Genomic DNA, 24,807 nt, shown 5'->3' on the forward strand with positions numbered 1-24,807 from the left:
GAACGCCCGCCCCCACGCGGCCCCCCGCTTACCTCGTGGGTGGGGGCTTGCCCCGCGATAGGGCCTACACCATCGCCAATCGCTGCTTGCGCGTCGGCGCAGCAAACGCCTGGTCAATCGCCTGCAAGTCCGCCTCGGTCAGCACCAGGTCCTGCGCCGCTGCATTCAAGCGCACATGCGCCGGGCTCACGGCCTTGGGAATCGCAATCACCCCTTCGCCACGCGTGACCCATGCCAGGCTCACCTGCGCCGGCGTCGCAGCATGACGCGCAGCAATTTCAGCCAGTACCGGGTGATGCAGCAGTCGCCCGGCCTGGGCCAGTGGGCAGTAAGCCATGGTCGGCAGCTGCTGCTGGCGGCTCCAAGGCAGCAGGTCGAACTCGATGCCACGCTCGGTCGGGTTGTACAGCACCTGGTTGGTGGCGCAGGCCGGGTTGTCCAGCTCCTGCAGGTCATCCAGGTCGAAGTTGGACACGCCCCAGCGGCGGATCTTGCCCTGTTCGATCAAGCGTTCGAAGGCCTCGACGGTCTCCTCGAGCGGGTACTGCCCGCGCCAATGCAGCAGGTACAGGTCGATGCACTCGGTGCCCAGCCGCTTGAGGCTGCGTTCGCACGCCGTCGGCAAGCCGCGCCGGCTGGCGTTGTGCGGGTAGACCTTGCTGACCAGGAATACCTGGTCGCGACGCCCGGCGATAGCCTGGCCGACCACCTGTTCGGCGCCGCCCTCGGCGTACATTTCGGCGGTATCGATCAGGCTCAGGCCCAGGTCGATGCCTTGTTGCAGCGCCGCCACTTCGGCCGCCTTGCTCCCTGGGTCTTCGCCCATGTACCAGGTGCCCTGGCCAATAGTCGGCACGCGGGTTCCCGCCAGATTCACGTAACGCATGTCACCTCCTGTGGATGGGTATGGGTCAGCAGCACGTCGAGCAGCGCCTCGGCGGCCCGTGACAGTTTGTGGTCGGCCAGGGCGATCACGCCGATGCGCCGCTCCACGGTGGGTTCGACCAGCGGCACGCAGCGTGCGCCGAGCTCTTGCATCTGGCCGATGCACAGGGCCGGCACGGCGCTCACGCCCAGGCCGCTGGCGACCATGCGGCCGATGGTCGACAGCTGGTGGCTCTCGAATGCCACCGTCAGCTTGCCGTGCCCGGCCACCAGGTGCTGTTCGAGTAGCAGGCGCACTGCCGACGGCCGTTGCAGGGCGATGAAGTCTTCTGCCAACAGCTCGTGCCAGCGCACCTGGGGTTGGTGGGCGAGGGGCGAGTCGGCGGGCACCACGGCGACGAAACGGTCCATGTACAGCGGGTGGAAGCGTAGCGCTTCGTTGCCGTCGGGCTCGAAACCGATGCCCAGCTCGACGCGGCGGTGGCGCACCAGTTCCAGCACCTGTTCGTTGATCACGTCGTGCACGGTGACGTTCACTTTCGGGTAGCGCTGGCGGAACACTTTCAGCGACTGCGGCAGCAAGTTGCCGGCGAAGGACGGCATGGCCGCCACCGACACCCTGCCCAGTTGCAGGGTGAAGCGCTGGCGCAGCATCTCTTCGGTGTCGTCCCAGTCGGCCAGCAGGCGCCGGGCCAGGGGCAGCAGCACCTCGCCCTCGGGGGTAAGGCTGACGCTGCGGGTGGTGCGGGTGAGCAGGGCGCCGCCGAGGTTGTCCTCCAGCGCCTTGATGGTCAGGCTCAGGGCCGGTTGCGATACATGCAGGTGCTCGCCGGCCTGGGCGAAGCTCTGGTACTTGGCCACGGTGACGAAGGCGCGCAGTTGCTTGACGTTCATGGCTGGCCCTTTGTTTTGCAAAAGTTATCAATCGATGACGAAAACAAAATTAACAAATCAGTCGACTACAGTGAAGATGACCGCACGGTTCCAACAACTACAAAAGGCGACTGAGCATGGCCGGACTGGACAAGCGTGTAGCAACCTACGAAGAGGCCCTGGCAGGCCTGACCGACAACATGACGGTACTGGCCGGCGGCTTCGGCCTGTGCGGCATCCCGGAAAACCTGATCGCCCAGATCAAGCGCCTGGGCGTCAAGGGCCTGACCGTGGTCTCCAACAACTGCGGCGTTGATGGCTTCGGCCTGGGCGTGCTGCTGGAAGACCGGCAGATCCGCAAGATGATCGCCTCCTACGTGGGCGAGAACGCCGAATTCGAACGCCAACTGCTCAGCGGCGAACTGGAAGTGGAACTCACCCCGCAAGGCACCCTGGCCGAGAAAATGCGCGCAGGTGGCGCCGGCATTCCCGCCTTCTATACCGCCACCGGCTACGGCACCCCGGTTGCCGACGGCAAGGAAGTCCGCGAGTTCAAAGGCCGCAAGTACATCCTCGAAGAGTCGATCACCGGCGACTTCGCCATCGTCAAGGGCTGGAAAGCCGACCACTACGGCAACGTGGTGTATCGCAACACCGCGCAGAACTTCAACCCGCTGGCCGCCACCGCCGGCAAGATCACCGTGGTCGAGGTCGAAGAGATCGTCGAGCCCGGCGTGCTGCTGCCCAGTGAGATCCACACCCCGGGCATCTACGTCGACCGGGTCATCGTCGGCACCTTCGAGAAGCGCATCGAAAAGCGCACCGTCAAGGCCTGAGCGCCATCCTCAAGAACAACAAAGAGATCCTGACCATGGCACTGACCCGCGAACAAATGGCCCAACGCGTCGCCCGTGAACTCAAAGACGGCTACTACGTCAACCTCGGTATCGGCATCCCCACCCTGGTGGCCAACTACGTGCCTGCCGACATGGACGTGATGCTGCAGTCGGAAAACGGCCTGCTGGGCATGGGCGAATTCCCCACCGAAGCCACCATCGACGCCGACATGATCAACGCCGGCAAGCAGACCGTCACCGCCCGCCGCGGCGCGTCGATCTTCGACTCGGCGCAATCCTTCGCCATGATCCGTGGCGGCCACGTCGACCTCACCGTGCTCGGCGCCTTTGAAGTGGACGTGGAAGGCAACATCGCCTCGTGGATGATCCCCGGCAAGCTGGTCAAGGGCATGGGCGGCGCCATGGACCTGGTGGCCGGTGCCGACAACATCATCGTCACCATGACCCATGCCTCCAAGGATGGCGAGTCCAAGCTGCTGCCCAAGTGCAGCCTGCCGCTGACCGGCGCCGGTTGCATCCGCAAGGTGCTGACCGACCTGGCCTACCTGGAAATCGAAAACGGTGCCTTCATCCTGCGCGAGACTGCGCCAGGGGTGAGCGTCGAAGAGATCATCGAGAAAACCGCCGGCAAGCTGATCGTGCCGGACGATGTTAAGGAAATGACTTTCTAGTTACCGCTATCACTACCCCTGTGGGAGCGGGTTCACCCGCGAATACGTCGGTACATTCACCGCCGCCTTCGCGGGTAAACCCGCTCCCACAGGGTTTTGCGCGTTGCTTCAGTGTTGAAAATCAAAAAAACAAATAAAAGGAAAACCCCGTGGCCGCTGATATCCAAGACAGCCGCTCCGCCCGCTTTGCCCTGCGCTGCTCCAACTGGGCCGAACGCTGGTTCCCCGACTCCTGGGTGTTCGCCGCCCTGGCCGTGATGCTGGTGTGCCTGGGCGCGCTGGTGATGGGCGGCAAGCCCACCGACACCGCCAAGGCCTTCGGCGATGGCTTCTGGAGCCTGATCCCGTTCACCATGCAGATGGCCTTCGTGGTCATCGGCGGTTATGTGGTGGCCAGCTCGCCACCCGCCGCACGGCTGATCGACCGCCTGGCGCGCCTGCCGAAGAACGGCCGTTCGGCCGTCTGCTGGGTGGCGCTGATCTCGATGCTCGCCTCGTTGCTCAACTGGGGCCTGTCGCTGGTGTTTGGCGGCCTGCTGGTGCGCGCCCTGGCCCGTCGCACCGATTTGAAGATGGATTATCGCGCCGCCGGTGCCGCTGCCTACCTGGGGCTCGGCGCGGTATGGGCACTGGGGCTGTCGTCGTCGGCGGCGCAGTTGCAGGCCAACCCGGCCAGCCTGCCGCCGTCGATCCTGTCCATCACTGGGGTGATCCCGTTCACCGAGACCATCTTCCTCTGGCAGTCCGGGGTCATGCTGGCGGCGCTGGTGATCGTCTCGCTGGTGATCGCCTATGCCACCGCTCCGGGGCCGAACAGCGCGCGCAGTGCGCAAGATTGCGGCGTCGACCCCAGCTTCAGCGCGCCGCCCGTGCCGCAGCGCACGCGCCCGGGCGAGTGGCTGGAGTACAGCCCGATCCTGATCCTGCTGCTGGTGGCCCTGGCCGGCGGCTGGCTGTACCAGGAGTTCGCCACCAAGCCTGCGATCACCGCGATCTCCGGGCTGAACACCTACAACCTGCTGTTCATCATGCTCGGCGCCTTGCTGCACTGGCGCCCGCGCAGCTTCCTCGATGCCGTGGCCCGCGCGGTGCCGACCACCACCGGGGTGCTGATCCAGTTCCCGCTGTACGGTTCGATCGCCGCCATCCTCACCCAGGTCAAGGGTGTCGACGGTGCGACCCTGGCCCACCACATCTCGGTGTTCTTCACCCAGATCGCCACCCATGACACCTACGCGCTGTTGATGGGGGTGTACTCGGCGGTGCTGGGCTTCTTCATCCCGTCCGGCGGTGGCAAGTGGATCATCGAGGCGCCCTACGTGATGCTGGTGGCCAACGACCTGCAGTACCACCTGGGCTGGGCGGTGCAGATCTACAACGCCGCCGAGGCGCTGCCGAACCTGATCAACCCGTTCTACATGCTGCCGCTGCTGGGCGTGCTGGGCCTGAAAGCGCGCGACCTGATCGGCTTCTCGTTCGTCCAGCTGCTGGTGCATGTGCCGCTGGTGCTGGTGCTGCTGTGGGCGTTGGGTACGACCTTGCAGTACGTGCCGCCCGTGATGCCGTAAGGCTCGGGTAGTGCCAGGGAAGGGCGGTCAGGTACCGCCCTTTTTTACGTTTCGATGACATATCGATAACGATTCGCATGTGCGATTCGTTTTCATATGAATGCCGTCCGGTCGGCAGCCAAGGACTTTCATCGAAACGAACAAGGAGACAGGCAGCGATGTTCGCGCCCATCAGCCGTTCCATGGCCCTTACCCTGGGCCTGTGTGCCACCGCCGTCAGCCCGTTTGCGCAGGCACAAGAGACCGAACCGCGGTCCGACGACAAGGTGCTGGAACTCGGCACCACCGAGATTCTCGCCCAGGGCCTGGGCAGCACCACCGAGCACAGCGGCTCCTACACCACCGGCAGCATGAGCGCAGCGACGCGCCTGAACCTGTCGATAAAGGAAACCCCGCAATCGGTCTCGGTGCTGACCCGTCAGCAGCTCGACGACTTCCAGCTAAATACGCTCTCCGAGGCCATGGCCCATGTCACCGGCGTCACCGTGCAGCGCAACGACTCCGAGCGGCCGACGTATTATTCGCGGGGCTATTCGATCAACAACTTCCAGATCGATGGGATGCTCAACACCTTCTCGAGCCTGAAGTCCGATTCGGACACCATCATCTACGACCGTATCGAGGTGGTGCGTGGCGCCACCGGCTTGACCACCGGGGCGGGCGACCCGTCCGGGACCATCGCCATGGTGCGCAAGCGCCCGACCTCGCAGCTGGCGATCAGCACTGGCGCCAGTGCCGGCAGCTACGACAACTACCACGGCTACCTCGACGTTGGCGGCCCATTGGGCCTGGAAGGGCGCCTGCGCGGGCGCACTGTGCTGGCCTACCGTGACAGCCAGTCGTTCATGGACAAATACGCCAGCCAGCGTGAGGTGGCCTACGGCATCCTAGAGGCCGACCTGACTGACAGCACCGTGCTTGCAGTGGGTTACGACTACCAGAACAAGCACGTACAAGGGGCCTCCTGGGGCACCGTGCCGTACTGGAACGCCACTGGCGGCAAGGCCGACCTGCCGCGCTCGACCAACCTGGCCGCGCCCTGGTCGTCCTGGCCACTGAAAGACCAGACAGTGTTCGCCACCCTCGACCAACGCCTGGCCAACGACTGGCTGCTCAAGCTCGCCTATACCCATCGCGAGTCCGACAGCGATGGCAAGGTGTACTACGGCGGCAACGGTTTCCCCGCCGCCGACCGCAGCGGCATGAATGCCTGGTATCAGCATTTCAGCGGCGAAGAGCAGATGGACGCCATCGACTTCAACCTGGCAGGCCCTTATCAGCTGTTCGGGCGCAGCCACGACTTCATGGTCGGTTATGGTGAATCCGAGCGGCGCAACACGTCGCCCTATTTCATCAGAGGGCCACTGCCCGACGGTTACCAGAAGATCCCGGACTGGAAGTACATGAGCAACATCGCCAAGTTCCAGGACATCGATACCGGGCTCGATGAATCGCGTGACTCCACCAAACAGAAGGCCGGCTACATCGCCACCCGGCTCAACCCCACCGATCGCCTGCACTTCGTGCTCGGCAGCCGCTATGGCAGCTGGCAGACCGAGAGCCGCGAATGGGCGTATGACGCGGCGCAGAATGGCACCGAACTGACGCCCAGCAAGCAGACCCAGAACGACCAGTGGACGCCCTACGCCGGGGTGCTGTACGACCTCACCGAGCAGTACACCGTGTATGCCAGCTACACCGACATCTTCAACCCGCAGTCGGTACGCGACAAAAACCGCCAGTACCTCGAACCCATCGTCGGCAAGGTCTACGAAGTGGGTGTCAAAGGCAGCCTGATGGACGACCGACTCAACCTCAGCAGCGCGGTGTACCGCAGCAAACAGGACAACGTCGCCGAGCAGGACGATTCGGTGCCGCCCAACGGCAACGAGGTGTTCTACAAATCCGGCGGCAAGGGCAACGTCGTCGAAGGCTTCGAGGCCGAGATTGCCGGCGAAGTGCGCCCCGACTGGCAAATGAGCCTGGGCTACAGCTACACCCACGCGGCCAACGCCGACAAGCAGCGCAAGAACCCCGAGCAGCCGCTGAACCTGGTGCGCTTCTCGACCACCTACAAGCTGACACCGGCATTGACCGTCGGCGGCACCCTGGACTGGCAGAGCGATACCCACAAGCAGGCAAACCGGCCAGTGGGGCGGGCGGCGAACGGTTCGATCATTACGGTGCGCGACGAGATCAGCCAGAAGGCCTTCTCGGTGGTGGGGCTGATGGCGCGGTATCAGTTCGACGAACACCTGTCGGCGTCGGTGAACGTGAAGAACCTCTTCGACGAGCACTACTACAACAACCTGGGCTTCTATAACGGGGTGTATCACGGCGAGCCACGGACGATGATGGTCAGCCTGGAGTGGAAGCTCTAGTACGTGGGCTTTGCCTTGCATGTCAGCTTTCTATTGATGCGAGGGTGATCCGGCATGTTGAATTTCCAGCATTGAGCGCTTTGACCTTCTACTATTTGCTCACCGAGCAACCGGCCCGCTGGTGGGATTCGGCCATGAAGGAGCTTCAATGAACAAGGTTTCGGCGTGCCTGAGCTCTCTGCTCGTGTTCTTGTTGGCGGGCTGCTCCGGCATCCCTTCGCAGCCCTATCAGGAACCGTCGGGTTTGGTGCCTACCGCACGCATGCGGGTGATCAGCAACTCGGATGTCTTCGGTGACAGCGTCACCGACCGCTGTGCACCCAACTTGCGCCACCAGATGGTCCAGGCCGGGCGCTTCTCGGCGGGGCGAGCACTGGAAAACTATCCGCAGTTTCCTGAGGCTCCGGCCCAGTTGGGTATGCCCAAGCGGCTATCGCCGCCGTTGCTCAGCCTGACGCCGACCGTGCGCATGGCCGAAGGCCGGCTTGAAGAAGTGGTGGCCGAGTACCGGGTGCCAACCTCGGCGCCGTTCCAGCTTGCGACCTTGGGGGCCGGTGCGGGTACGCCGTTGGGCAGGGGGATCTACTGTGACGAAGAAGCCAGGGTCTACAACCTGCAGGCGGGGCGCGACTACGAGGTGACCATCGGCATGGGCACCATCGGCCAGGGCGACAATGCCCGCCTGGCCTGCCGCTTCGATGTGCGCGAGCTGACCTCGATCGGCCAGGGTGAAATGATGATGCCGGTGCCGCTGACGGGCAGCGCCCCGCCGAGAAAACTGTGCGACTGAAGCCTGCGTCGAGCTGATGCTCGCAGGAGCGGGGTACGCTTCACCGCATGGGTGGAGCGCACCCGGCCACGATCATTTCAGCTGTCGCAACTCATCCAGCAACCCTTGCAGTTTCACCCGATTCGCTTCATCCAGCCCAAACACCGGCCTCCGTGGCTCGCCCACTGGCAGCCCGGTCATGCCCAGCCCGGCCTTGATGGTCGCCGGCAAGCCACCCTTGAGGATGAAATCCAGCAACGGCAACTGGCGGTAGAACAGCGCCTGCGCCTGGGCAAGGTCGCCCGCCAGCACCGCCTGGTACAGCTGCTGGTTCAGCGCGGGGATCAGGTTGGCCGCCGCCGTGCACCAGCCCTTGGCCCCGGCAACGAAAGCCTCCAGCGCCAACGGATTGCAGCCGTTGTAGAACGGCACCTGGCCCTCGCCGAGCAGTTGCAGCTTGTGCATGCGCTGGATGTCGCCGGTGCTCTCCTTGACCATGGTGACGTTGTCCACCTCGCGCACGATGCGCAGGATCAGTTCCACCGGCATGTCGGTGCCGCTGGTGGCGGGGTTGTTGTAGAGCATGATCGGGATATCGATGGCCGCGCCGATGGCGCGGTAGTGCTGGAGGATCTCGGCTTCGCTGAGCTTCCAGTACGCCGCCGGCAGCACCATCACCGCATCGGCGCCGTGTTGCTGGGCGAAGCGCGCACGGCGCACGGCACCGGCGGTGGTCAGGTCAGAGACGCTGACGATGCTCGGCACGCGCTTGCCGATGCGCTCCAGGCTGTACTGTGCAACTTGCTGCCATTCGCTGTCGCTGAGGTAGGCACCTTCACCGGTGCTGCCCAGCGGTGCGATCACTTGTACGCCGCCGTCGATCAAGCGGTCGATGGATTGGCCCAGGGCGGGCAGGTCGAGCTGCTCGCCGTCGTGGCTGAAGGGGGTGATGGTGTAGCCGATGATGCCGTGGAATTGAGTGGTCATTCTGAAGGGCTCCGCATGCAAGGCAGTCTAGGGTCAGGCAAGGCAATCGGCGTGCTGGCGCAGGGCCTGCCGGGCGTAGTAGTTGAACGCGGCGCCATGGCGCTTGGGCCGGTCGATCCAGTCGTGGGCGTCGCGGCCAAGCTCGGGGGCGATCGGTTTGATGGTGCCGGCGGCCATGGCCAGCAGTTGCAGGCGCGCGGCGCGTTCGATCAGCTGGGCGTAGACACAGGCCTGCTCGATGCTGGCGCCGGTGGACAACTGGCCGTGGTGCGAGAGCAGGATGGCGCGCTTGTCGCCCAGGGCGGCGCTGATGATTTCGCCTTCTTCGTTGCCCACCGGCACGCCGGGCCAGGCTTCGAGGAACGCGCAGTCTTCGTAAAGCGGGCACAGGTCCATGTGCGACACCACCAACGGCACTTCGAGCATCGACAGCGCGGCGACATGGGTGGGGTGGGTGTGGATGATGCAGTTCACATCCGGGCGGGCGCGGTACACCCAGCTGTGGAAGCGATTCGCCGGGTTGGGCATGCCCTGGCCTTCCAGCACGTCCAGGTCTTCGTTGACCAGCAGCAGGTTGCTGGCGGTGATCTCGTCGAAGCCCAGACCCAACTGCTGGGTGTAGAAGGTGCCCGGTTGCGGGCCGCGGGCGCTGATCTGCCCGGCCAGGCCCGAGTCGTGGCCATTGTCGAACAGAATTCGGCAGGTCAGGGCCAGCTTTTCGCGCACAGTCCACGTATTATCCGCGAGCGAGCCTTGCATCTGCGTCAGTGCCTTTTGCACCAGTTGGTCTTTGCTGTGTGTCAGGGTGTTGGCCATGGGGAGTGATCCTCTGTGGCGTGATGGTGGATGTCTCGGCTGGCCCGCCCCCTTGCTTTCGACGGTGGAGGGGCGGTCCATCAGATGACACAAATAATCCTATATGACACAAAGTGTCATTAGCAAGTGCGTTTGTCCGGGAAAGCCGCTTCACATGTCTATCCGACTGAAATTGCTGCGCAAGAAACTGGGGATCACCCTTGAGGTGCTGGCTGAAAAATCCGGCATGACCAAGAGCTACCTGTCCAAGGTCGAGCGTGGCCTGAATACGCCGTCGATCGCCGCCGCGCTGAAACTGGCGCGGGCGCTGAACGTCAATGTCGAGGAGCTGTTCGACGGCGAGCAGGAAGGCCAGGCGCGCTATAGCCTGGTGCGTCGCGGCGAGCGCCAGGCGCTGGTCGGCAACGGCCAGGGGCCGGGTTACGCGGTGCTCACCTCCCAGGTTGGCCAGCGCAGCCTGTTGCCGTTCTTGATCCAGCCCCCCACCGAGTTCACTGATCCGACTTTCAAGGAGCACGAGGGCGAGGAGTTCCTGTTCGTCCACGAGGGCCAGGTGGAGGTGGACTTCATGAGCGAGCGGGTGCTGCTGGAGGCGGGCGATGCCCTGCATTTCAACGCCCAGACCCCACACCGCCTGCGCTCCGTGGGCGAACGCCAGGCCCAGTTGTTGGTGGTGGTGCAGGGCGGGGAAGGGTGAGGGCAGGGCGATGATCGAGGCCTCGCGGTTTTGGCGTGACCCTGCCTTGCCGTTTGTCGAGGCCCGGCGCGTGGGGGATGGGCGCCAGGTGTGCTATGCCGCGCATTCCCATGAGAGCTTTTCGATCGGTGTGATCACGGGCGGGCGCAGTAGTTATCTCACGGGGGATGCCCAGCATGAGATCAGCGCTGGCAGCACCGTGTTGATGAACCCTGGCGTGGTTCATACCTGCAACCCGATCCAGGGGGAGCCCTGGTCGTACCTGATGCTGTTTGTCGACCTGCCGTGGTTGCAGCAGCATGGCTTTGCCCTGCCGGAGGTGACGCTCAGCACCTCGTCGGGGTTATACGGTCGGTTGCTCGAGCTATTTGCGGGCCTGTTCGACGATCAACCGGCCTCTGCCAAGGAGGCGCTGCTGGTTGCATTCTTCGCAGCGCTGCCTGGCTATTGCGATGAGCGAACGGGCCAGCGCAGGGCGGAGCATCCGCGGCTGGAAATGGCTGCCGCGTTCATCCGCGCCCACCGTCTGGATCCGCTGACCCTCGAAGACATCTGCAGCGCGGCGGGGCTTTCCCGTGCCTACCTGATTCGCGCTTTCGGCAAGCGTTTCGGGCTGACACCCCACGGCTATTTGCTTGACCAGCGGGTGCAGCACGCCCGCGCCCAACTGCGCCTGGGCCGGCCGATTGCCGAGGTGGCGCTGGAGGCCGGGTTCGCCGACCAGGCGCATCTGCAACGGGCGTTCAAGCGGCACCTGGCGGCGACGCCGGGGCATTATCGGGCGGGGTGAGGCTGGGCGCTCAATGGCAACCCAATCGCGGGGCAAGCCCGCTCCCACGCAAACCCGCCCCCCACTCTGCGGTCTTGCGTGGGTGCGGGCTTGCCCCGCGATGCGGTCGTGACGGGAATTCAACCCGCCAGCAGATACCCCGCACTCGCCACCAACAACAGCGCCAACCCGCGATTGAACAAGCGCAACCGCCTTGGCTCCCCCAGATACTGCCGAATCACACTCCCGGCCCACGCCCAACTGGCCACCGAAACAAAACAGATTGGCCCATAGATCCAGGTGAACAGCCACAACAGTTGCTGCTCGCCAGCGGTATAGGCACCCACCCCGGCCACCGCCGCCAACCAGGCCTTGGGGCTCAGCCACTGCATGGCCGCGCCGTGCCAGGCAGTGGGCGCCCGTTGTTCGGCGTCGGCCTGCAATTGGCCATCGTCACTGGCCAGTTTCCAGGCCATGTACAGCAAAAACAGCACGCCACCCCACAGCAACAGGTGCTGCAGCCACGGCCAGCGCAGCAGCAGCTCATGCAGGCCCAGGCCGGTGAGCACCAGCAGCAGGCAGAAACCCAGGGTGGCGCCGGCGGCGTGCCCGAGGCTGGCGCGCAGGCCGTGACGGGCGCCGCTGCCCAGCGCCACGATATTGACCGGGCCTGGGGAGATGGAGGCCGCCAAGGCGAAGGCGGCCATCGACAGGGACAAGCTCATGCGCAGATTCCTTGCAATGATGGAGTGCCGTCATGGTCGACGACAGGTCCGGCGCAGGTATTGAACAAAAATGCTCAAGGCCGCTGTTACAGATTTTGTAATAGTTTCGCGCTGTGGGAAAAAGCTGCTTCGATTGTAGGATCGTCATCCCTTTTTCTGATCAAGGTCTATATGAGCACCTTCGCGGAGCCCCCCAGTTTCTGGCCGTCCCGGCCATCCTTCCTCCGTCCTCGTGACGCCGCCCTTGTGAGTACCCGCTAATGGAATGGCTAGCCGACCCCACGGCCTGGCTGGGCCTGCTGACGCTTATCGTCCTCGAGCTGGTGCTGGGTATCGACAACCTGGTGTTCATCGCCATCCTCGCCGACAAATTGCCGCCCCATCAGCGCGACCGCGCGCGGGTGATCGGCCTGTCGTTGGCGCTGATCATGCGCCTTGGCCTCCTGGCCAGCATCTCGTGGATGGTCACCCTGACCGCCCCGCTGATCGAGGTGTTCGGCAAGACCTTCTCCGGCCGTGACCTGATCATGCTGTTCGGTGGTGTGTTCCTGTTGTTCAAGGCCACCATGGAGCTGCACGAAAGGCTGGAGGGCCATGTCGCCCAGTCGGGTGGCGTGACGCGGCATGCGGCGTTCTGGCCGATCGTCGCGCAGATCGTGGTGCTCGATGCGGTGTTCTCGCTGGATGCGGTGATTACCGCGGTGGGCATGGTCGAGCATCTGTCGGTGATGATGATCGCGGTGATCTTCTCGATCGGCATCATGATCGTCGCCAGCAAGCCGCTGACCCGCTTCGTCAACGCCCACCCGACAGTGATCATGCTGTGCCTGGGCTTTTTGATGATGATCGGCTTCAGCCTGACCGCCGAAGGCCTGGGCTTCCATATCCCCAAAGGCTACCTGTACGCGGCCATTGGTTTCTCGCTGCTGATCGAGCTGTTCAACCAGCTGGCCCGCGCCCGCCGCAAGCGCAGCGTGCAACAGCACCGACCGCTGCGTGAGCGTACCGCCCATGCCGTGCTGCGCCTGATGGGCGGACGCCGGGTGGAAGCTGACGAGGTGGGTGAGGAGATCGCCGACCTGGTTGAGGACGGTAGCGAGCAAGTGGTCTTCGACCGTCGCGAGCGGGTGATGATCAGCGGCGTGCTGAACCTGGCCGAGCGGCCGATCCGCACGGTGATGACGGTGCGCGCCAAGGTCGATGCCATCGATCTGGCGCAACCGGCCGAGGTGATCACCCAGGTGTTGATCAACTCCTCGTACTCGCGCCTGCCGCTGATCCGCGGCGGTCGCATCGAGGAACCGCTGGGCTTCGTGCACAAGAAGGAACTGCTCAAAGAGCTGCTGGCCGGCAACCAGCCAGACCTCGAGGCCCTGGCCCGGGCGCCGCTTAACCTGCTGGAGAGCTTCAGCATCCTCAACGCCCTGGAGCAGATGCGTGGGCAGTCGACGCACATTGCCTTCGTGGTCAACGAGTTCGGTGATTTCACCGGTGTGCTGACCATGACCGACATCCTCGAATCGATCGCCGGCGAGCTGCCGGACGCCAGCGAGGTCGAAGGGCCGGGTGTGGTGGAAGAGGCGGGTGGCTTCGTCGTCAGCGGCGCCCTGAACCTGGCCCAGGTGCAGGCGCGTACCGGCTTCGTGGCCCGTGCCACCGAGGACTACCAGACCCTTGCGGGCCTGGTGATGAGCTTGCTCGACCGCCTGCCGGTGGTCGGTGACCGCCTGCAGTGGAACGGTTGGAGCATGACCGTGGTGGCGGTGGAGGAGCGGCGCGTGCGCCAGGTGCGCCTTACACCGAGCGCCGACGCTGACGCAGCAGGTGCTTGATGCCTTCGAGCACCAGCACCAGCACCGCGGCCCAGATCGGCAGGTAGGTCAGCCACTGGTCCGGGCCGATGGTTTCGCCCAGCAGCAGGGCGACGCCCACCAGCAGCACCGGCTCGACGTAGCTGAGCAGGCCGAACAGGCTGAACGGCAGCATGCGGCTGGCCAGCACGTAGGCGATCAGGGCGCTGGCGCTGATCGCCCCGAGCAGCGGGATCAGCCAGTAGAGGTTCTGGTGTTGCGCCAGGTCCTCGGCTGACAACGGGCCCTGGACCACGAAGTACAGGGCCCACGGCAGCAGCAGGCACATGTCGCACCACAAGCCGCCCAGGTGGTCGGTGCGGCAGCGACGGCGCAAGACGAAATAGATCGGGTAGCCGATCGTCACCAGCAGCGTCTCCCAGGCGAAGCTGCCGTTCTGGTACAGCTCGTGGCCCACGCCCAGGGCTGCGCAGCTGACCGCTACCTTTTGCAGGCGCGACAGGCGCTCGCCGTAGACCAGGCGGCCGGTCAGCACCATCGCCAGTGGCAGCAGGAAATAGCCCATCGACACCTCCAGGCTGCGCCCATGCAGCGGCGCCCAGAGGAACAGCCACAATTGCACCCCCATCAGCCATGAGGTGCCGACCATGCCCAGCAGCAGCAGGGGCGTGCGGCGTACCCGCGCCAACAGTTCGCCCACCCGCTTCCAGTCCTTGGAAATCAACATGAACAGCGTCAGGCAGGGCAGCGTCAGCAGGGTGCGCCAACCGAAGATTTCCTCGCCGTCGAGCGGTGCGAGGAGGGAGGTATAGAAATACATCACGGCGAACAGACAGGACGCCATGACCGATGAAACGATGCCTTTTGACACGAATGCCTCGAAGAACGGGAAGGGTGAGCGGGCGGATCAGCCGCGCATGATCTCAGGGGGCGCGCCTTGCGGCAACCGCAGCCTGCCCGGGCGCGTGGCCAATGCCATGAGCAGCTCGCTGGCGGGCATTGGCCGTGCGTACAGATAACCTTGCTGGAAGTCCACCCCGTGGCGCTCCAGATAGTCGCGCTGCACCGCGGTCTCGACCCCTTCGGCGACGATGCCCAGCCCAAGCTTGGCCGAGAGTTCGATGATGGTGTCGAGGATATGCTGCGAAAGCGCATCGCCACCGATCATGGCGACGAAGCTCTGGTCGATTTTCAGGTAATCAATCTTGAACTGACGCAGGTAGTTGAGGCTGGACTGGCCCGTGCCGAAATCGTCGAGGGCGATCATGACTCCCATCTCGTGGAGTTTTTCGAACAGCTCCAGGGTCACCGGGGTGGGTTCGATCAGTTTGCGTTCGGTCAGCTCGAGGGTGAGTACCACACGCCCGGGCGGGAAGTGCTGGAGGAAGGTGCGGCAATCGTCGAGCAGGCCAAGGTTGCGGCAATGATCGGCGGTGATGTTGATCCCGACGTGAAAGCCATCGTCCAACAGCGCTACATGGGGTGCCAGGGTTTGTGCGGTGTTGAGCATCAGGGCGCGGGTCATGGCGACGATCTGCCCGCTGTGTTCGGCGTAGGGGATGAACAGGTCCGGGCGTACCAGGCCCTCGCGCGGATGCTGCCAGCGCATCAGCACTTCGACCCCGGCCCAGTGATAGTCGCCTCTGCGCACCACGGGCTGGAAGTACGGCAGGAACTCGCCGGCTTCGAGCGCACGGTCGAGTTCGGCGCGGGGAGAGGTAGCGCGGCGTATCTGCCACCGGCAGACGCTACCGGCCACCACGCCGAGTACCAGCAGCAGGCTGAGCAGGGCCGGGTAGCGCGAGCGCATCAACTCGCCCAGCTTGCCCGCGGCGTAGCCGCCCTGCACGCTGAACGGGTAGCGTGTCGAGGAGACGCTGGCGGGGGCGCTGGCCGCGACTGGCGGTGTGCCTTGGTGCACCAGGCCTTGCTGGCCCATCCAGTGGTTGCCCACCCGCACCAGCAGCTCATCATCCTGGGCGATCAGGCGCAGGGCCGTCAGCAGGTGGCTGCCGTCCACCGTGGCGATTGCCCCGCGATCACCCTCGCTGACCCGGTAAACCAGCAGTGGATGGCCCGGCGTGACGGAGTTGCCGTCCATCAGCCAGAGCTGCCCGTCGGTGTAGTCGCGCGCATCCACCGGCTCGTCGAAATTGCCGAACAGCGAAGTGCAATACAGGTTGTCGCGGTCGAACAGGCTGGTGGAGCGCACGAACGCATTGCGCGTGACTTCTATGCGCAGTGCCAACTGCACGTCTTCGCAGGGCTGGCCGGCCTTGGGCAGCAGGTGGTTCGCGGCGCTGGACAGGCTGTCTAGAATCATCTCGATGTGCCCGACCACTTCGCGTGCGGTGGCCTGGCTGTTGGCCTGCAGTTCGCGCTCGGTCTGCCAGCGGGTCACGGCCAGCCCGCAGACCAGCGGCAGCACCCCGACGGCCCAGGGCAGCAAGGTGCGCCAGCTCCAGCGGGCAGGGCGTTTGGTGGTCAGGGGCATGCGTAGGTGTATCCAATGGCGGACGGGTGTGTCAGCGGCAAGGATAGCCGTTTGTCGGTGAAGCCTACGAACTAAAACGCGACAAACAAATTTACGCAATGTAGAATTGCGTTACGAATACAACAATAAGGTTCTCCGCCAACCGGAGAATCAAGCCCGCCGAGAATGGGTCCCCATGAAAAACCCTGCATTCAAGCTGATCATTGGTGCCTATCTGGCCCGCAGCGTGCGCGGCATCCCCTGTTCGCCTCCTGTTCCGTTCGCCATCGCAAGCCAGTAATCCAACCGTTTTTTGCTGCAGATGAGGACACGAACATGGCAGATATCTTCGAAAACCCGATGGGCCTTGAAGGCTTTGAATTCATCGAGCTCGCCTCGCCGACCCCTGGCGTGCTGGAGCCGGTCTTCCAGATCCTCGGTTTCACCAAGGTGGCGACCCACCGCTCCAAGAATGTGCACCTGTACCGCCAAGGTGGCATCAACCTGATCCTCAACAACGAACCTAAAAGCGCCGCTTCGTACTTCGCCGCCGAGCACGGCCCGTCGGTGTGCGGCATGGCCTTCCGCGTGCGCAACGCCCATGAAGCCTATGCCCGCGCCCTGGAGCTGGGTGCCCAGCCGGTGGAAATCGAGACTGGCCCGATGGAGCTGCGTCTGCCGGCGATCAAAGGTATCGGTGGCGCGCCGCTGTACCTGATCGACCGTTACGAAGAAGGCAGCTCGATTTACGACATCGACTTCAAGTTCATCGACGGTGTCGACCGCAACCCGGTCGGCGCTGGCCTGAAGATCATCGACCACCTCACCCATAACGTCTATCGCGGGCGCATGGCCTACTGGGCCGGCTTCTACGAGAAGCTGTTCAACTTCCGCGAGATCCGCTACTTCGACATCAAGGGCGAGTACACCGGCCTGACCTCCAAGGCCATGACCGCGCCGGACGGCATGATCCGCATCCCGCTCAACGAAGAGTCGTCCAAGGGCGCGGGGCAGATCGAAGAATTCCTGATGCAGTTCAATGGCGAGGGCATCCAGCACGTGGCCTTCCTCACCGACGACCTGCTCAAGACCTGGGATGCCCTCAAAGGCTTCGGCATGCGTTTCATGACCGCGCCACCGCAGACCTACTACGAAATGCTCGAAGAGCGTCTGCCGGGTCACGGCGAGCCGGTCGACCAGCTGCAGTCGCGTGGCATTTTGCTGGACGGTGCTTCCGAGGCGGGCGACAAGCGCCTGCTGCTGCAGATCTTCTCGGAAACCCTGCTGGGCCCGGTGTTCTTCGAGTTCATCCAGCGCAAGGGTGACGATGGCTTTGGTGAAGGCAACTTCAAGGCACTGTTCGAGTCGATCGAGCGTGACCAGGTTCGTCGTGGCGTGTTGAACGTCGAGTAATCGACTCAACGCTATCCATCGCGGGGCAAGTCGCATCGGTGCGCCGATGTGACTTGCCCCGCGATGCTTTCAGCCAATCTTTGCCTTGGCCAGGAACTTGAGCGTCGCCTGAGCCACGCCGGCAGTGGACGCCGGGTTCTGCCCGGTGATCAGGCCTTTGTCTTGAACCACGAAGGGTGCCCACGGGTCCTCCGCTTTCTGGTACTCACCACCCCGTGCGCCGAGTTCGTTCTCGGTCAGGAAAGGCACTTCCTTGTCCAGCTCTGCCAGTTTCTCTTCGATATTGGAGAAACCGGTCACCGCCCGACCTCTGAGCAACAGGGTGTTGTCGCTGAGTTTCACATTCAGCAGCCCCACGGCACCGTGGCAGACCGATGCCACAACCCCGCCACGTTCGTGAATGCGCCGCGCCAGGTCCTGCAGCGGCTGGTTGTCGGGGAAGTCCCACATCACGCCATGGCCACCGGTGTAATAGATGGCGCTGTACTGCTCGGCCTTGACCTCGCCGGGGCTGAGGGTGGCGCCCAGGCGCTTCATGAAGGCCTTGTCGTCGTACCACTGCCAGTCCAAGTCCGGGGCCATTTGCAGGCTGTGCGGGTCGATCGGTACGTAGCCGCCCGCCGGGCTCACATAGTCGACCGTGAAGCCCGCCTGCTGCACGGGGTCGACGAAATGCACGGCTTCACCCAGCCACAGGCCTGTGGCGCGTTTGATGTTGGGGTACTTGGCGGTATTGGTCAGCACGACCAGGATCTTCTTGTTCATGTGCGCATGCCCATCCAACCCAAGGGGGCCGGTTGCCCGGCGGAGGGAAAAACCCTCTGAGCATAGCCGTCGCTGGGCGTGGCGCCATGACCGGCTGGCGTTGTGCTAGTCTCGAGCCAATCATGTGCAGCCAGGAAGTCACCATGACAACGGACAAGTTCATGCAAGCGGCCATCGACGAAGCCCGCAAGGGGCTGGCGGAAGGCGGCATTCCAATCGGCTCGGTGCTGGTGCACGACGGCAAGATCATTGGCCGTGGCCACAACCGCCGGGTACAGCAAGGCAGCGCCATCCTGCATGGTGAAATGGATGCCCTGGAAAACGCCGGTCGACAGCCTGCCAGTGTCTATAAGGAAGCCACGCTCTATACCACCCTGTCGCCCTGTGCCATGTGCAGCGGCGCGATCCTGCTATATGGCATAAAACAGGTGATCATCGGCGAAAACACCACGTTCCTTGGTGAAGAACAGTTGCTGGCCAGCCGAGGCGTAGGCCTTGACGTGCGCCACGACGAGGACTGCAAGAAGATGATGCGTGATTTCATCGAGGCCAAGCCGCAACTGTGGAATGAAGACATTGGCCGCTGACCACTCAGTGCCAGGGGCCGCGCAGATGATTCACCTGGCGCCCATTTCGAGCGCCGAGACCGTGGGAAGCGCCCGGATCAGTAGCTTCAACTGGGGCGCAACGCCACTGGGGCCCCTGACACGATGGCCGCCAGCCTTGCGCATCGCCGTCGACATGTTGCTGCTTTCCGCTTACCCCTGTGCCCTGGTCTGGGGCCCGGCGCTGACGGTGATTCACAACGAGGCCTATCCCGTCCCCCTGGGCGAGCGCTCCCATGCCCAGGGCGACAGTTTCGACGCGCTCTGGGCAACGGCTTGGGACGACATGGGGGCTGCTGTTTTCCAGGCGCTGGAAGGGCAGGGCAGCCTGGTCGAAAACAGCCTGCTGACGGTCAACCGCGACGGGCGCCCCGTACAAGCCTGGTTCACCTGCAGCTATTCGCCTATCCGCGACGACCAAGGCGCGGTGGTGGGCTTCCTGCACGCGCTGATCGAAACTACCGCCAGCGTCGAGCGCACCCGCGAGTGGCGCGAGCTGGCGCAATCTTTCGAGGCACAACTCTCGCGCTACATGGCCGAGAGTGAGCATACCTGGCAGTTGTCGCCCGACGTGATGTTGATGCTCGACCCCGAGTTGCATGTGCGCCTGGCCAATCCGGCCTGGCATCGGTTGTCGGGTTGCACAGATGAGCAGCAAACGCCGGTCGCGCTGCTGGAGCAGATCCACCCAGCCGAGCGTACCGAGACCAGGCTGGCCCTGATGGCGCTGATGCAGGGGCATGACACCCCGGCCTTCGAGGCCCGCGTGCGCCAAGGTGAAGGGCATTATTGCTGGCTGCGCTGGCATGCTGTGGCGGGCCAGGCGTTGCCGATCCTGATCGGCCGCAACATCACCGAGGAGCGCCAGTCCGTCCAGCGCATGGCCGAAGCAGCGGTGCGCGAAAGCCAGCGCATGGAGTCGGTGATCAAAGTGGCGGGCGGCCTGGCCCATGAAATGAACAACGTCCTGTCCGGGGTCGGCAGCAGCCTGGAGCTGCTTGAGCGGCGCCTGACCCAGGGGCGCCTTGAGCGCTTGGACAGCTACGTGCAGGTGGCCCGCGAGTGCGCCCAGCGGGCCATCGGCCTGACCCAGAACTTGCTGGCGTTCGCCCGCAGCCAGCCGCTGTCGCCCAATCCACTGGACATCAACCAGCTGATACGCGAGGCGCAACCAATGCTCGAGCAGTGCGCCGGCGCCGAGATGCAGCTGCACTGGGAGCTGGACATCGCCCCCTGGCCCGTCCAGCTCGACCCCGACCAACTGCGCAACGCCTTGCTGCACCTGTGTGCCAACGCCCGCGACGCCTGCCTTGGCCGGGGCAGCCTGTCGATTCGTACCGGCAATGAGCGCCTGGCCGGCGCGACTGCCGGACTGCCGGCGGGCGACTATGTGATGGTCCAGGTCGAGGACGATGGCCATGGCATGTCAGCTGAAGATGTGGCGCGTGCATTCGAGCCGTTTTTCACCACCAAGCCCCTCGGGCAGGGCTCGGGCCTGGGGTTGCCCATGGTGCATGGCTTCGTGCGCCAGTCCGGCGGCCAGGTGTGGATAGAGTCGAGGTTGCAGCACGGCACTAAGATTGTGCTGATGTTTCCTCGTTATTCGGGCAGCCAGCCGATACCCGAACCCCCGACGATCACAAGGGAGGCAAGGCTGGGCGAGCGTGTGCTGCTGATCGATGACGAGCTCAACCTGCGCGGGTTGATCAAGGAGATACTGATCGACCGCGGTTTTGAAGTGTGCGATGTGACCGATGCCAACACCGCGCTGGGGCAGTACCGCCATGCCGGCCCATTCGATCTGGTGATTACCGACATCGGCTTGCCGGGCGGCTTCAGCGGGCGTCAGGTGGCCAGGGCGATGCGCATGATCAATCCCGAACAGAAAATCCTGTTCATCACCGGCTACACCGAGGATCCGGTGGAGCAGCAACTGCTCGACGAACCCGGTACTGCCTTGCTGCTCAAACCGTTCTCGCTGGAGAGCCTGGTCATCCAAGTCGACCGCATGCTGCTGGCCTGATCCTGCTCAGGGCGCCACCAGCATCCGCGCGACCTGGTTGCGTAACTGTTCCAGGGCGAAAGGCTTGCGCAACAACTGCATCCCTGTGGCCAGAAACGCATCGCGAGCCATCGCGGTTTGCGCAAAACCGGTGATGAACAGTACTGGCAGCCCGGGGCGCAGGCGACGGGCGATTTCCGCCAGTTGCCGGCCGTTCATGCCCGGTAGCCCGACGTCGCTGATCAGCAAGCCGAACGGCTGCGGCGAATGCAGCCAGCGCAGCGCCTCACTGGCATTTTGCGCCGCACGACAGGGGTAGCCCTCTTCGAGCAGGGTCCGTTCGACCAGTTCGCGCACATCCGGGTCATCTTCCACCAGCAGGATGTCCTGGCAATCACCTGCAGCTTTCACGGCAGCGGCTTTGAGCGGTGGCGGGCTGTCGGTATGGCGTGGCAAATACAGGCGCACCCGGGTCCCTTTGCCGATCTGGCTGTCGAGCGCCAGGTAACCCCGTGACTGCCTGCAGAAGCCGTAGACCATCGACAGCCCGAGCCCGACACCCTGGCCAGTCGGCTTGGTGGTGAAGAACGGCTCGATGGCATGCTCCAGGGTGGCTTGCGACATCCCCTGGCCACTGTCGCGAATGCTCAGGCACAGATAGTCACCGTGGGCCAGGCCGACGTTGGCGAACTGCCTGCTGGTGACCTGGACGTTGTCCGCCTCGACGTTCAGCACTCCGCCGCTGGGCATCGCCTCGCAGGCGTTGAGCAAGAGGTTGTCCAGCGACGCCTGCAGTTGCTCGCCATCGGCGCTGGCTTGCCATAGTTGAGTGGCCAGGCGCACTTGCAGCTCGATGCCTGTACCCAGCTTGGCGGCCAGGGCATCGGGTGCCAGCAGCGGGCGAAGGTCGATTGCCTGGCTCTGCAATGACTGGCGAGCGGAGAACGCCAATAGACGATGGGTCAACAGGGCAGCGCGAGCCACGGCTTGCTGACCCAGGCGCAAGGGCGGTTCCAGGCCCTCGCTGCGGCCTTGACGCAGGCGTTTGTCGATCAGCTCCAGGCTGCCGCCGATGCTGGTCAGCAGATTGTTGAAGTCATGGGCCACTCCGCCGGCCAGTTGGCCGATGGCTTCCATTTTGCGTGTTTGCTGCAGTGCCTGGTCGTCGGCCTGTTGTTGCTGCGCCAGGGCTTCGAGCTGTTCGCACAGGTCGCGTGCCTGATATTGCCGGCGGCGCGCCCGCAGCGCCCACAGGGCCAGGCTCAGCAGTTGCTCGTCAGGGTAGGGTGGGGCAAGCGGCAGCAGGTTGCCTGGCACTGCGCTGATGTCGGCCTCGGCCTGGCTGGTGAGCAGCACCACGGGCAGGTCGGACCAGCCAGGCTGCTGTTCGAGGTAGCGGTGCAGGGGGGATCGCTGGTTGCGCGGCAGCGCCTGTTCGATCACCACCAGCAGCCCGGCACCTTCACTGAGCCAGCGGCCAAGGCGCCGCACATCGGCGGTGCGGCGGCTGTGAATACCGGCTTGCCGGAGTAATCGGCAGGTGCTTGACCCCACCTGGGCAGGCGCCAGGACCAGGGCGCGTTCTTCCACAGCCAGGCATGCGGCCAAGAGTATTCTCCTGTGACGATGGGTACGCCGTGATGGCGTTACCGCCTTCCTTCTCCTATCACTGGACCTTCGTCGCGGGTCAGGGGTTCAACCGGATTGTGGAAGGTGTCACAGGCCTTGTTGCAGCAACGGGTCGTCCGGGTTCTGCCGCTCGAGCTCGGCCAGCAGTACCTGGACATTCTGCAGTTGCCCGGTCTCTTTCCAGTACTCGATCAGCAGTACCCGCGCCCGGCGGTTGGCGGGCTGGCGGCTGAGCAGCGTCTGCAGTTGTTGCTGCGCGGCCTGGACCTGCTCCAACCGGTGCAGGGTGACGGCAAGGGTGTAACGGTAGTCGCTGTTCTCCGGCTCCAGCTCGACCGCGCGCGACAGTGCCAGCAAGGCGTATTCGTGCTGGTCGTGGCGGGTCAGCCACAAACCCAGCTGGTACTGCAGGAAGGCCGAATCCGGGCTGAGCGCCAAGGCCTTGCGCAGCACCTCGCGAGAGGTGTCGTGGTGGCCCTGGTGTTCCAGCAGGCGTACCTGGGTCGCCAGGGCGTCGAGGTTTTCGGGGGCCAGCGCCAGGGCGCGGGCGAGCGCCGCGCCTGCGGCGTCATAGGCCTGCTCGTGCATGTACAGGCGCGCCAGGTGAACCTGTGCGTCGGCGTCCTCGGGTTGTTGTTCGAGGGTTTGCTGGTACTGCTCCAGTGCTTGCTGCAGCGGGCCGAAATACAGGCCGATGGCATCCGGGTCGAGGCCGAGCAACGCATCCACCGCGGCAAAGCGCACGCTCTGCTCGTCATCGTCAAGCAATGGCCCCAGCACCAGGCTGCGTTGGGCGGCCGGCAACAGCCGGCGGATGCTGGCGATGGCGGCGCGGCGCACCAGGGGGTCGCTCTGTTCCAGATCCTGCTTTGCCAGTTTCAGCGCCTGGGGTGACGGATAGTTGGGCAGCTCTGCGTACAGGGCGGCGCGGCGGATCGCCGGCAGGTCGTTACGCTGCAGCTGCTGGTACAGCACCCGCGCGGCGCCCGGCTGGCCTTCATGGGCCTGGCGCAGGGCCTTGGCATAACTGTGCGGCGGCAGCGTCGGCGGGGCCGATTGCGGGGCCCGCCACAGGTAAGCGAGCACGCCTGGCACCAGGATCAGCAGCAACAGGGCGATCAGGATAAGCGGGCGGCGTGGCATCGGGCAGTCCGTGGCGGCGGGAAGGCCAGAGCTTGGGACAGCCGGCCAGTAAATGCAACGGGCGAGGAGTCGGGTATGATGCGTGCCTTTCCCAAGCATTGAGGCCTGACCCATGTCCCTGAGCGCTGAACAGACCGGCGAATTTCGCGCCTTCGCCGAGCAGCTGGCCGATGCCGCGGCCGTGGCGATCCAGCCGTACTTTCGTGCCAGCCTTGACGTCGAAGACAAGGGCGGGCGCCTGTACGACCCGGTGACCGTGGCCGACAAGGCCGCCGAAGATGCCATGCGTGAGCTGATCCAGGCGCGATACCCGGCACATGGCATCCTCGGCGAGGAGCATGGCGCAGCCGTTGGCAGCAGCCCGCTGACCTGGGTACTCGACCCGATCGACGGCACCCGCGCCTTCATCACCGGCCTGCCGCTGTGGGGCACGCTGATTGCGCTCAACGATGGCACTCGCCCGGTCATCGGGGTGATGAACCAGCCGTTCACCGGTGAGCGTTTCGTCGGCACCCCCGAAGGTGCATGGCGCAGCGGTACGCCCCTGAAAACCAGGACCTGCGCCGACCTTTCGGCGGCTACGCTGATGTGCACCACGCCAGACATGTTCGACAGCGCCGCGCGCAAGGCCGCCTTTGAGCACGTGGCCGGCCAGGCCAGGCTGATGCGTTATGGCGGCGACTGCTACGCCTACTGCATGCTCGCGTCGGGGTTTGTCGACGTGATCGTCGAGGCCAGCCTGCAACCCTACGATGTGCAGGCGCTGATGCCGATCATCGAAGGCGCCGGCGGGGTGATCACAGCCTGGGATGGCAGTACCGCACAGCACGGTGGCTGCGTGGTGGCCTGTGGCGACCCGGCGCTGCATGCGCAGGTGGTGGAGATGCTGCGCCACGCCATGTGATGGGCACCGGCCATCGCACTTTTTTGCTTTTGCGGGCTCTATGCTTGGCCAGGCTACGCCGACC

22 protein-coding genes are annotated in these 24,807 nt (G+C 64.4%); 12 read left to right on the top strand and 10 right to left on the bottom strand.

Annotated features, from left to right (window positions below; genetic code table 11):
* Positions 1 to 64: 64 nt before the first annotated feature.
* Positions 65 to 886 (bottom strand): aldo/keto reductase, encoded by an 822-nt coding sequence (locus ABE459_RS16195; RefSeq protein WP_258706460.1) that lies wholly within the window; start codon positions 884 to 886, stop codon positions 65 to 67.
* Entirely contained in the window at positions 874 to 1,779 is a 906-nt protein-coding gene (locus ABE459_RS16200; protein WP_323830906.1) for a LysR family transcriptional regulator, read from the bottom strand. Before ABE459_RS16200 ends, ABE459_RS16195 begins: the two co-directional genes overlap by 13 nt.
* A gap of 116 nt (positions 1,780 to 1,895) precedes the next feature.
* On the opposite strand from ABE459_RS16200, the gene ABE459_RS16205 reads away from it, so the two are divergent.
* The 5 genes from ABE459_RS16205 to ABE459_RS16225 all read left to right on the top strand — a co-directional run bounded on the left by ABE459_RS16205 (position 1,896) and on the right by ABE459_RS16225 (position 8,025).
* Positions 1,896 to 2,594, top strand: a complete 699-nt coding sequence (locus ABE459_RS16205) for a CoA transferase subunit A (protein ID WP_125463892.1) — start codon at positions 1,896 to 1,898, stop codon at positions 2,592 to 2,594.
* A gap of 35 nt (positions 2,595 to 2,629) precedes the next feature.
* Positions 2,630 to 3,286: a CoA transferase subunit B gene (locus ABE459_RS16210; protein WP_125463893.1), complete on the top strand. Its 657-nt coding sequence runs from the start codon at positions 2,630 to 2,632 to the stop codon at positions 3,284 to 3,286.
* Between the two features lie 149 nt (positions 3,287 to 3,435).
* Complete coding sequence (locus tag ABE459_RS16215; RefSeq protein WP_346648067.1) at positions 3,436 to 4,854, top strand: TIGR00366 family protein; 1,419 nt, start codon at positions 3,436 to 3,438, stop codon at positions 4,852 to 4,854.
* 158 nt (positions 4,855 to 5,012) lie between these two features.
* Positions 5,013 to 7,235 carry a TonB-dependent siderophore receptor gene (locus ABE459_RS16220; RefSeq protein WP_323830907.1) on the top strand — a complete coding sequence of 741 codons (2,223 nt, stop codon included), beginning with the start codon at positions 5,013 to 5,015 and terminating at the stop codon, positions 7,233 to 7,235.
* A gap of 148 nt (positions 7,236 to 7,383) precedes the next feature.
* The gene (locus ABE459_RS16225; RefSeq protein ID WP_258706463.1) at positions 7,384 to 8,025 is read left to right on the top strand and encodes a hypothetical protein; all 642 of its coding nucleotides are present in this window, start codon (positions 7,384 to 7,386) and stop codon (positions 8,023 to 8,025) included.
* Between the two features lie 72 nt (positions 8,026 to 8,097).
* On the opposite strand, the gene ABE459_RS16230 is transcribed toward ABE459_RS16225, so the two are convergent.
* Both ABE459_RS16230 and ABE459_RS16235 read right to left on the bottom strand, forming a co-directional pair.
* Positions 8,098 to 8,991, bottom strand: a complete 894-nt coding sequence (locus ABE459_RS16230) for a dihydrodipicolinate synthase family protein (RefSeq protein WP_125858461.1) — start codon at positions 8,989 to 8,991, stop codon at positions 8,098 to 8,100.
* A gap of 33 nt (positions 8,992 to 9,024) precedes the next feature.
* Entirely contained in the window at positions 9,025 to 9,807 is a 783-nt protein-coding gene (locus tag ABE459_RS16235; protein ID WP_258706465.1) for an aldolase, read from the bottom strand.
* A gap of 154 nt (positions 9,808 to 9,961) precedes the next feature.
* Here ABE459_RS16235 and ABE459_RS16240 point away from each other — a divergent pair, with 154 nt between their 5' ends.
* Both ABE459_RS16240 and ABE459_RS16245 read left to right on the top strand, forming a co-directional pair.
* On the top strand, positions 9,962 to 10,504 hold the full coding sequence (locus ABE459_RS16240; protein ID WP_110992595.1) for an XRE family transcriptional regulator: 543 nt from the start codon (positions 9,962 to 9,964) through the stop codon (positions 10,502 to 10,504).
* A gap of 10 nt (positions 10,505 to 10,514) precedes the next feature.
* Positions 10,515 to 11,294, top strand: a complete 780-nt coding sequence (locus ABE459_RS16245) for an AraC family transcriptional regulator (protein ID WP_323830908.1) — start codon at positions 10,515 to 10,517, stop codon at positions 11,292 to 11,294.
* A gap of 119 nt (positions 11,295 to 11,413) precedes the next feature.
* Here ABE459_RS16245 and ABE459_RS16250 read toward each other — a convergent pair whose 3' ends face one another.
* Complete coding sequence (locus ABE459_RS16250; protein ID WP_125463900.1) at positions 11,414 to 11,998, bottom strand: LysE family translocator; 585 nt, start codon at positions 11,996 to 11,998, stop codon at positions 11,414 to 11,416.
* A 260-nt stretch (positions 11,999 to 12,258) separates the two neighbouring features.
* Between ABE459_RS16250 and ABE459_RS16255 the strand changes: the two genes are divergently transcribed.
* The gene (locus ABE459_RS16255) at positions 12,259 to 13,830 is read left to right on the top strand and encodes a TerC family protein (protein WP_323830909.1); all 1,572 of its coding nucleotides are present in this window, start codon (positions 12,259 to 12,261) and stop codon (positions 13,828 to 13,830) included.
* Here the strand turns inward: ABE459_RS16255 and rarD are convergent.
* Positions 13,793 to 14,680 (bottom strand): EamA family transporter RarD, encoded by an 888-nt coding sequence (gene rarD / locus ABE459_RS16260; protein ID WP_125463902.1) that lies wholly within the window; start codon positions 14,678 to 14,680, stop codon positions 13,793 to 13,795. The genes ABE459_RS16255 and rarD overlap by 38 nt on opposite strands.
* 36 nt (positions 14,681 to 14,716) lie before the next feature.
* On the bottom strand, positions 14,717 to 16,303 hold the full coding sequence (locus ABE459_RS16265) for a cyclic diguanylate phosphodiesterase (RefSeq protein ID WP_125463903.1): 1,587 nt from the start codon (positions 16,301 to 16,303) through the stop codon (positions 14,717 to 14,719).
* Positions 16,304 to 16,618: 315 nt separating this feature from the next.
* Between ABE459_RS16265 and hppD the strand changes: the two genes are divergently transcribed.
* On the top strand, positions 16,619 to 17,695 hold the full coding sequence (gene hppD, locus ABE459_RS16270; protein ID WP_125463904.1) for a 4-hydroxyphenylpyruvate dioxygenase: 1,077 nt from the start codon (positions 16,619 to 16,621) through the stop codon (positions 17,693 to 17,695).
* Positions 17,696 to 17,764: 69 nt separating this feature from the next.
* Here hppD and ABE459_RS16275 read toward each other — a convergent pair whose 3' ends face one another.
* A complete protein-coding gene (locus ABE459_RS16275; protein WP_125463905.1) occupies positions 17,765 to 18,460 on the bottom strand; it encodes a type 1 glutamine amidotransferase domain-containing protein in 696 nt (231 codons plus the stop codon).
* Between the two features lie 143 nt (positions 18,461 to 18,603).
* Here ABE459_RS16275 and ABE459_RS16280 point away from each other — a divergent pair, with 143 nt between their 5' ends.
* On the top strand, positions 18,604 to 19,047 hold the full coding sequence (locus tag ABE459_RS16280) for a nucleoside deaminase (RefSeq protein WP_125463906.1): 444 nt from the start codon (positions 18,604 to 18,606) through the stop codon (positions 19,045 to 19,047).
* 136 nt (positions 19,048 to 19,183) lie between these two features.
* The gene (locus ABE459_RS16285) at positions 19,184 to 21,088 is read left to right on the top strand and encodes an ATP-binding protein (protein ID WP_258706466.1); all 1,905 of its coding nucleotides are present in this window, start codon (positions 19,184 to 19,186) and stop codon (positions 21,086 to 21,088) included.
* 6 nt (positions 21,089 to 21,094) lie between these two features.
* On the opposite strand, the gene ABE459_RS16290 is transcribed toward ABE459_RS16285, so the two are convergent.
* Together ABE459_RS16290 and ABE459_RS16295 are read right to left on the bottom strand one after the other, a co-directional pair.
* Entirely contained in the window at positions 21,095 to 22,675 is a 1,581-nt protein-coding gene (locus tag ABE459_RS16290) for a response regulator (RefSeq protein WP_323830910.1), read from the bottom strand.
* 108 nt (positions 22,676 to 22,783) lie between these two features.
* Positions 22,784 to 23,839, bottom strand: a complete 1,056-nt coding sequence (locus ABE459_RS16295; protein ID WP_323830911.1) for a tetratricopeptide repeat protein — start codon at positions 23,837 to 23,839, stop codon at positions 22,784 to 22,786.
* Between the two features lie 112 nt (positions 23,840 to 23,951).
* On the opposite strand from ABE459_RS16295, the gene hisN reads away from it, so the two are divergent.
* Positions 23,952 to 24,743 carry a histidinol-phosphatase gene (hisN, locus tag ABE459_RS16300; RefSeq protein ID WP_346648068.1) on the top strand — a complete coding sequence of 264 codons (792 nt, stop codon included), beginning with the start codon at positions 23,952 to 23,954 and terminating at the stop codon, positions 24,741 to 24,743.
* Positions 24,744 to 24,807: the final 64 nt, after the last annotated feature.

It is taken from the genome of Pseudomonas sp. TWI923 (assembly GCF_039673365.1).
GTDB classification, from domain to species: domain Bacteria; phylum Pseudomonadota; class Gammaproteobacteria; order Pseudomonadales; family Pseudomonadaceae; genus Aquipseudomonas; species Aquipseudomonas sichuanensis.

Bases quoted from the DNA above. Each gene is read 5' to 3' on its own strand.
- ABE459_RS16210 (WP_125463893.1), top strand. From the start codon at position 2,630: ATGGCACTGACCCGCGAACAAATGGCCCAACGCGTCGCCCGTGAACTC.
- ABE459_RS16205 (WP_125463892.1), top strand. From the start codon at position 1,896: ATGGCCGGACTGGACAAGCGTGTAGCAACCTACGAAGAGGCCCTGGCA.
- ABE459_RS16245 (WP_323830908.1), top strand. From the start codon at position 10,515: ATGATCGAGGCCTCGCGGTTTTGGCGTGACCCTGCCTTGCCGTTTGTC.
- ABE459_RS16235 (WP_258706465.1), bottom strand. From the start codon at position 9,807: ATGGCCAACACCCTGACACACAGCAAAGACCAACTGGTGCAAAAGGCA.
- ABE459_RS16255 (WP_323830909.1), top strand. From the start codon at position 12,259: ATGGAATGGCTAGCCGACCCCACGGCCTGGCTGGGCCTGCTGACGCTT.
- ABE459_RS16265 (WP_125463903.1), bottom strand. From the start codon at position 16,303: ATGCCCCTGACCACCAAACGCCCTGCCCGCTGGAGCTGGCGCACCTTG.
- ABE459_RS16200 (WP_323830906.1), bottom strand. From the start codon at position 1,779: ATGAACGTCAAGCAACTGCGCGCCTTCGTCACCGTGGCCAAGTACCAG.
- ABE459_RS16230 (WP_125858461.1), bottom strand. From the start codon at position 8,991: ATGACCACTCAATTCCACGGCATCATCGGCTACACCATCACCCCCTTC.
- ABE459_RS16195 (WP_258706460.1), bottom strand. From the start codon at position 886: ATGCGTTACGTGAATCTGGCGGGAACCCGCGTGCCGACTATTGGCCAG.
- ABE459_RS16225 (WP_258706463.1), top strand. From the start codon at position 7,384: ATGAACAAGGTTTCGGCGTGCCTGAGCTCTCTGCTCGTGTTCTTGTTG.
- ABE459_RS16280 (WP_125463906.1), top strand. From the start codon at position 18,604: ATGACAACGGACAAGTTCATGCAAGCGGCCATCGACGAAGCCCGCAAG.
- ABE459_RS16250 (WP_125463900.1), bottom strand. From the start codon at position 11,998: ATGAGCTTGTCCCTGTCGATGGCCGCCTTCGCCTTGGCGGCCTCCATC.
- hppD (WP_125463904.1), top strand. From the start codon at position 16,619: ATGGCAGATATCTTCGAAAACCCGATGGGCCTTGAAGGCTTTGAATTC.
- ABE459_RS16275 (WP_125463905.1), bottom strand. From the start codon at position 18,460: ATGAACAAGAAGATCCTGGTCGTGCTGACCAATACCGCCAAGTACCCC.
- ABE459_RS16295 (WP_323830911.1), bottom strand. From the start codon at position 23,839: ATGCCACGCCGCCCGCTTATCCTGATCGCCCTGTTGCTGCTGATCCTG.
- ABE459_RS16220 (WP_323830907.1), top strand. From the start codon at position 5,013: ATGTTCGCGCCCATCAGCCGTTCCATGGCCCTTACCCTGGGCCTGTGT.
- hisN (WP_346648068.1), top strand. From the start codon at position 23,952: ATGTCCCTGAGCGCTGAACAGACCGGCGAATTTCGCGCCTTCGCCGAG.
- ABE459_RS16240 (WP_110992595.1), top strand. From the start codon at position 9,962: ATGTCTATCCGACTGAAATTGCTGCGCAAGAAACTGGGGATCACCCTT.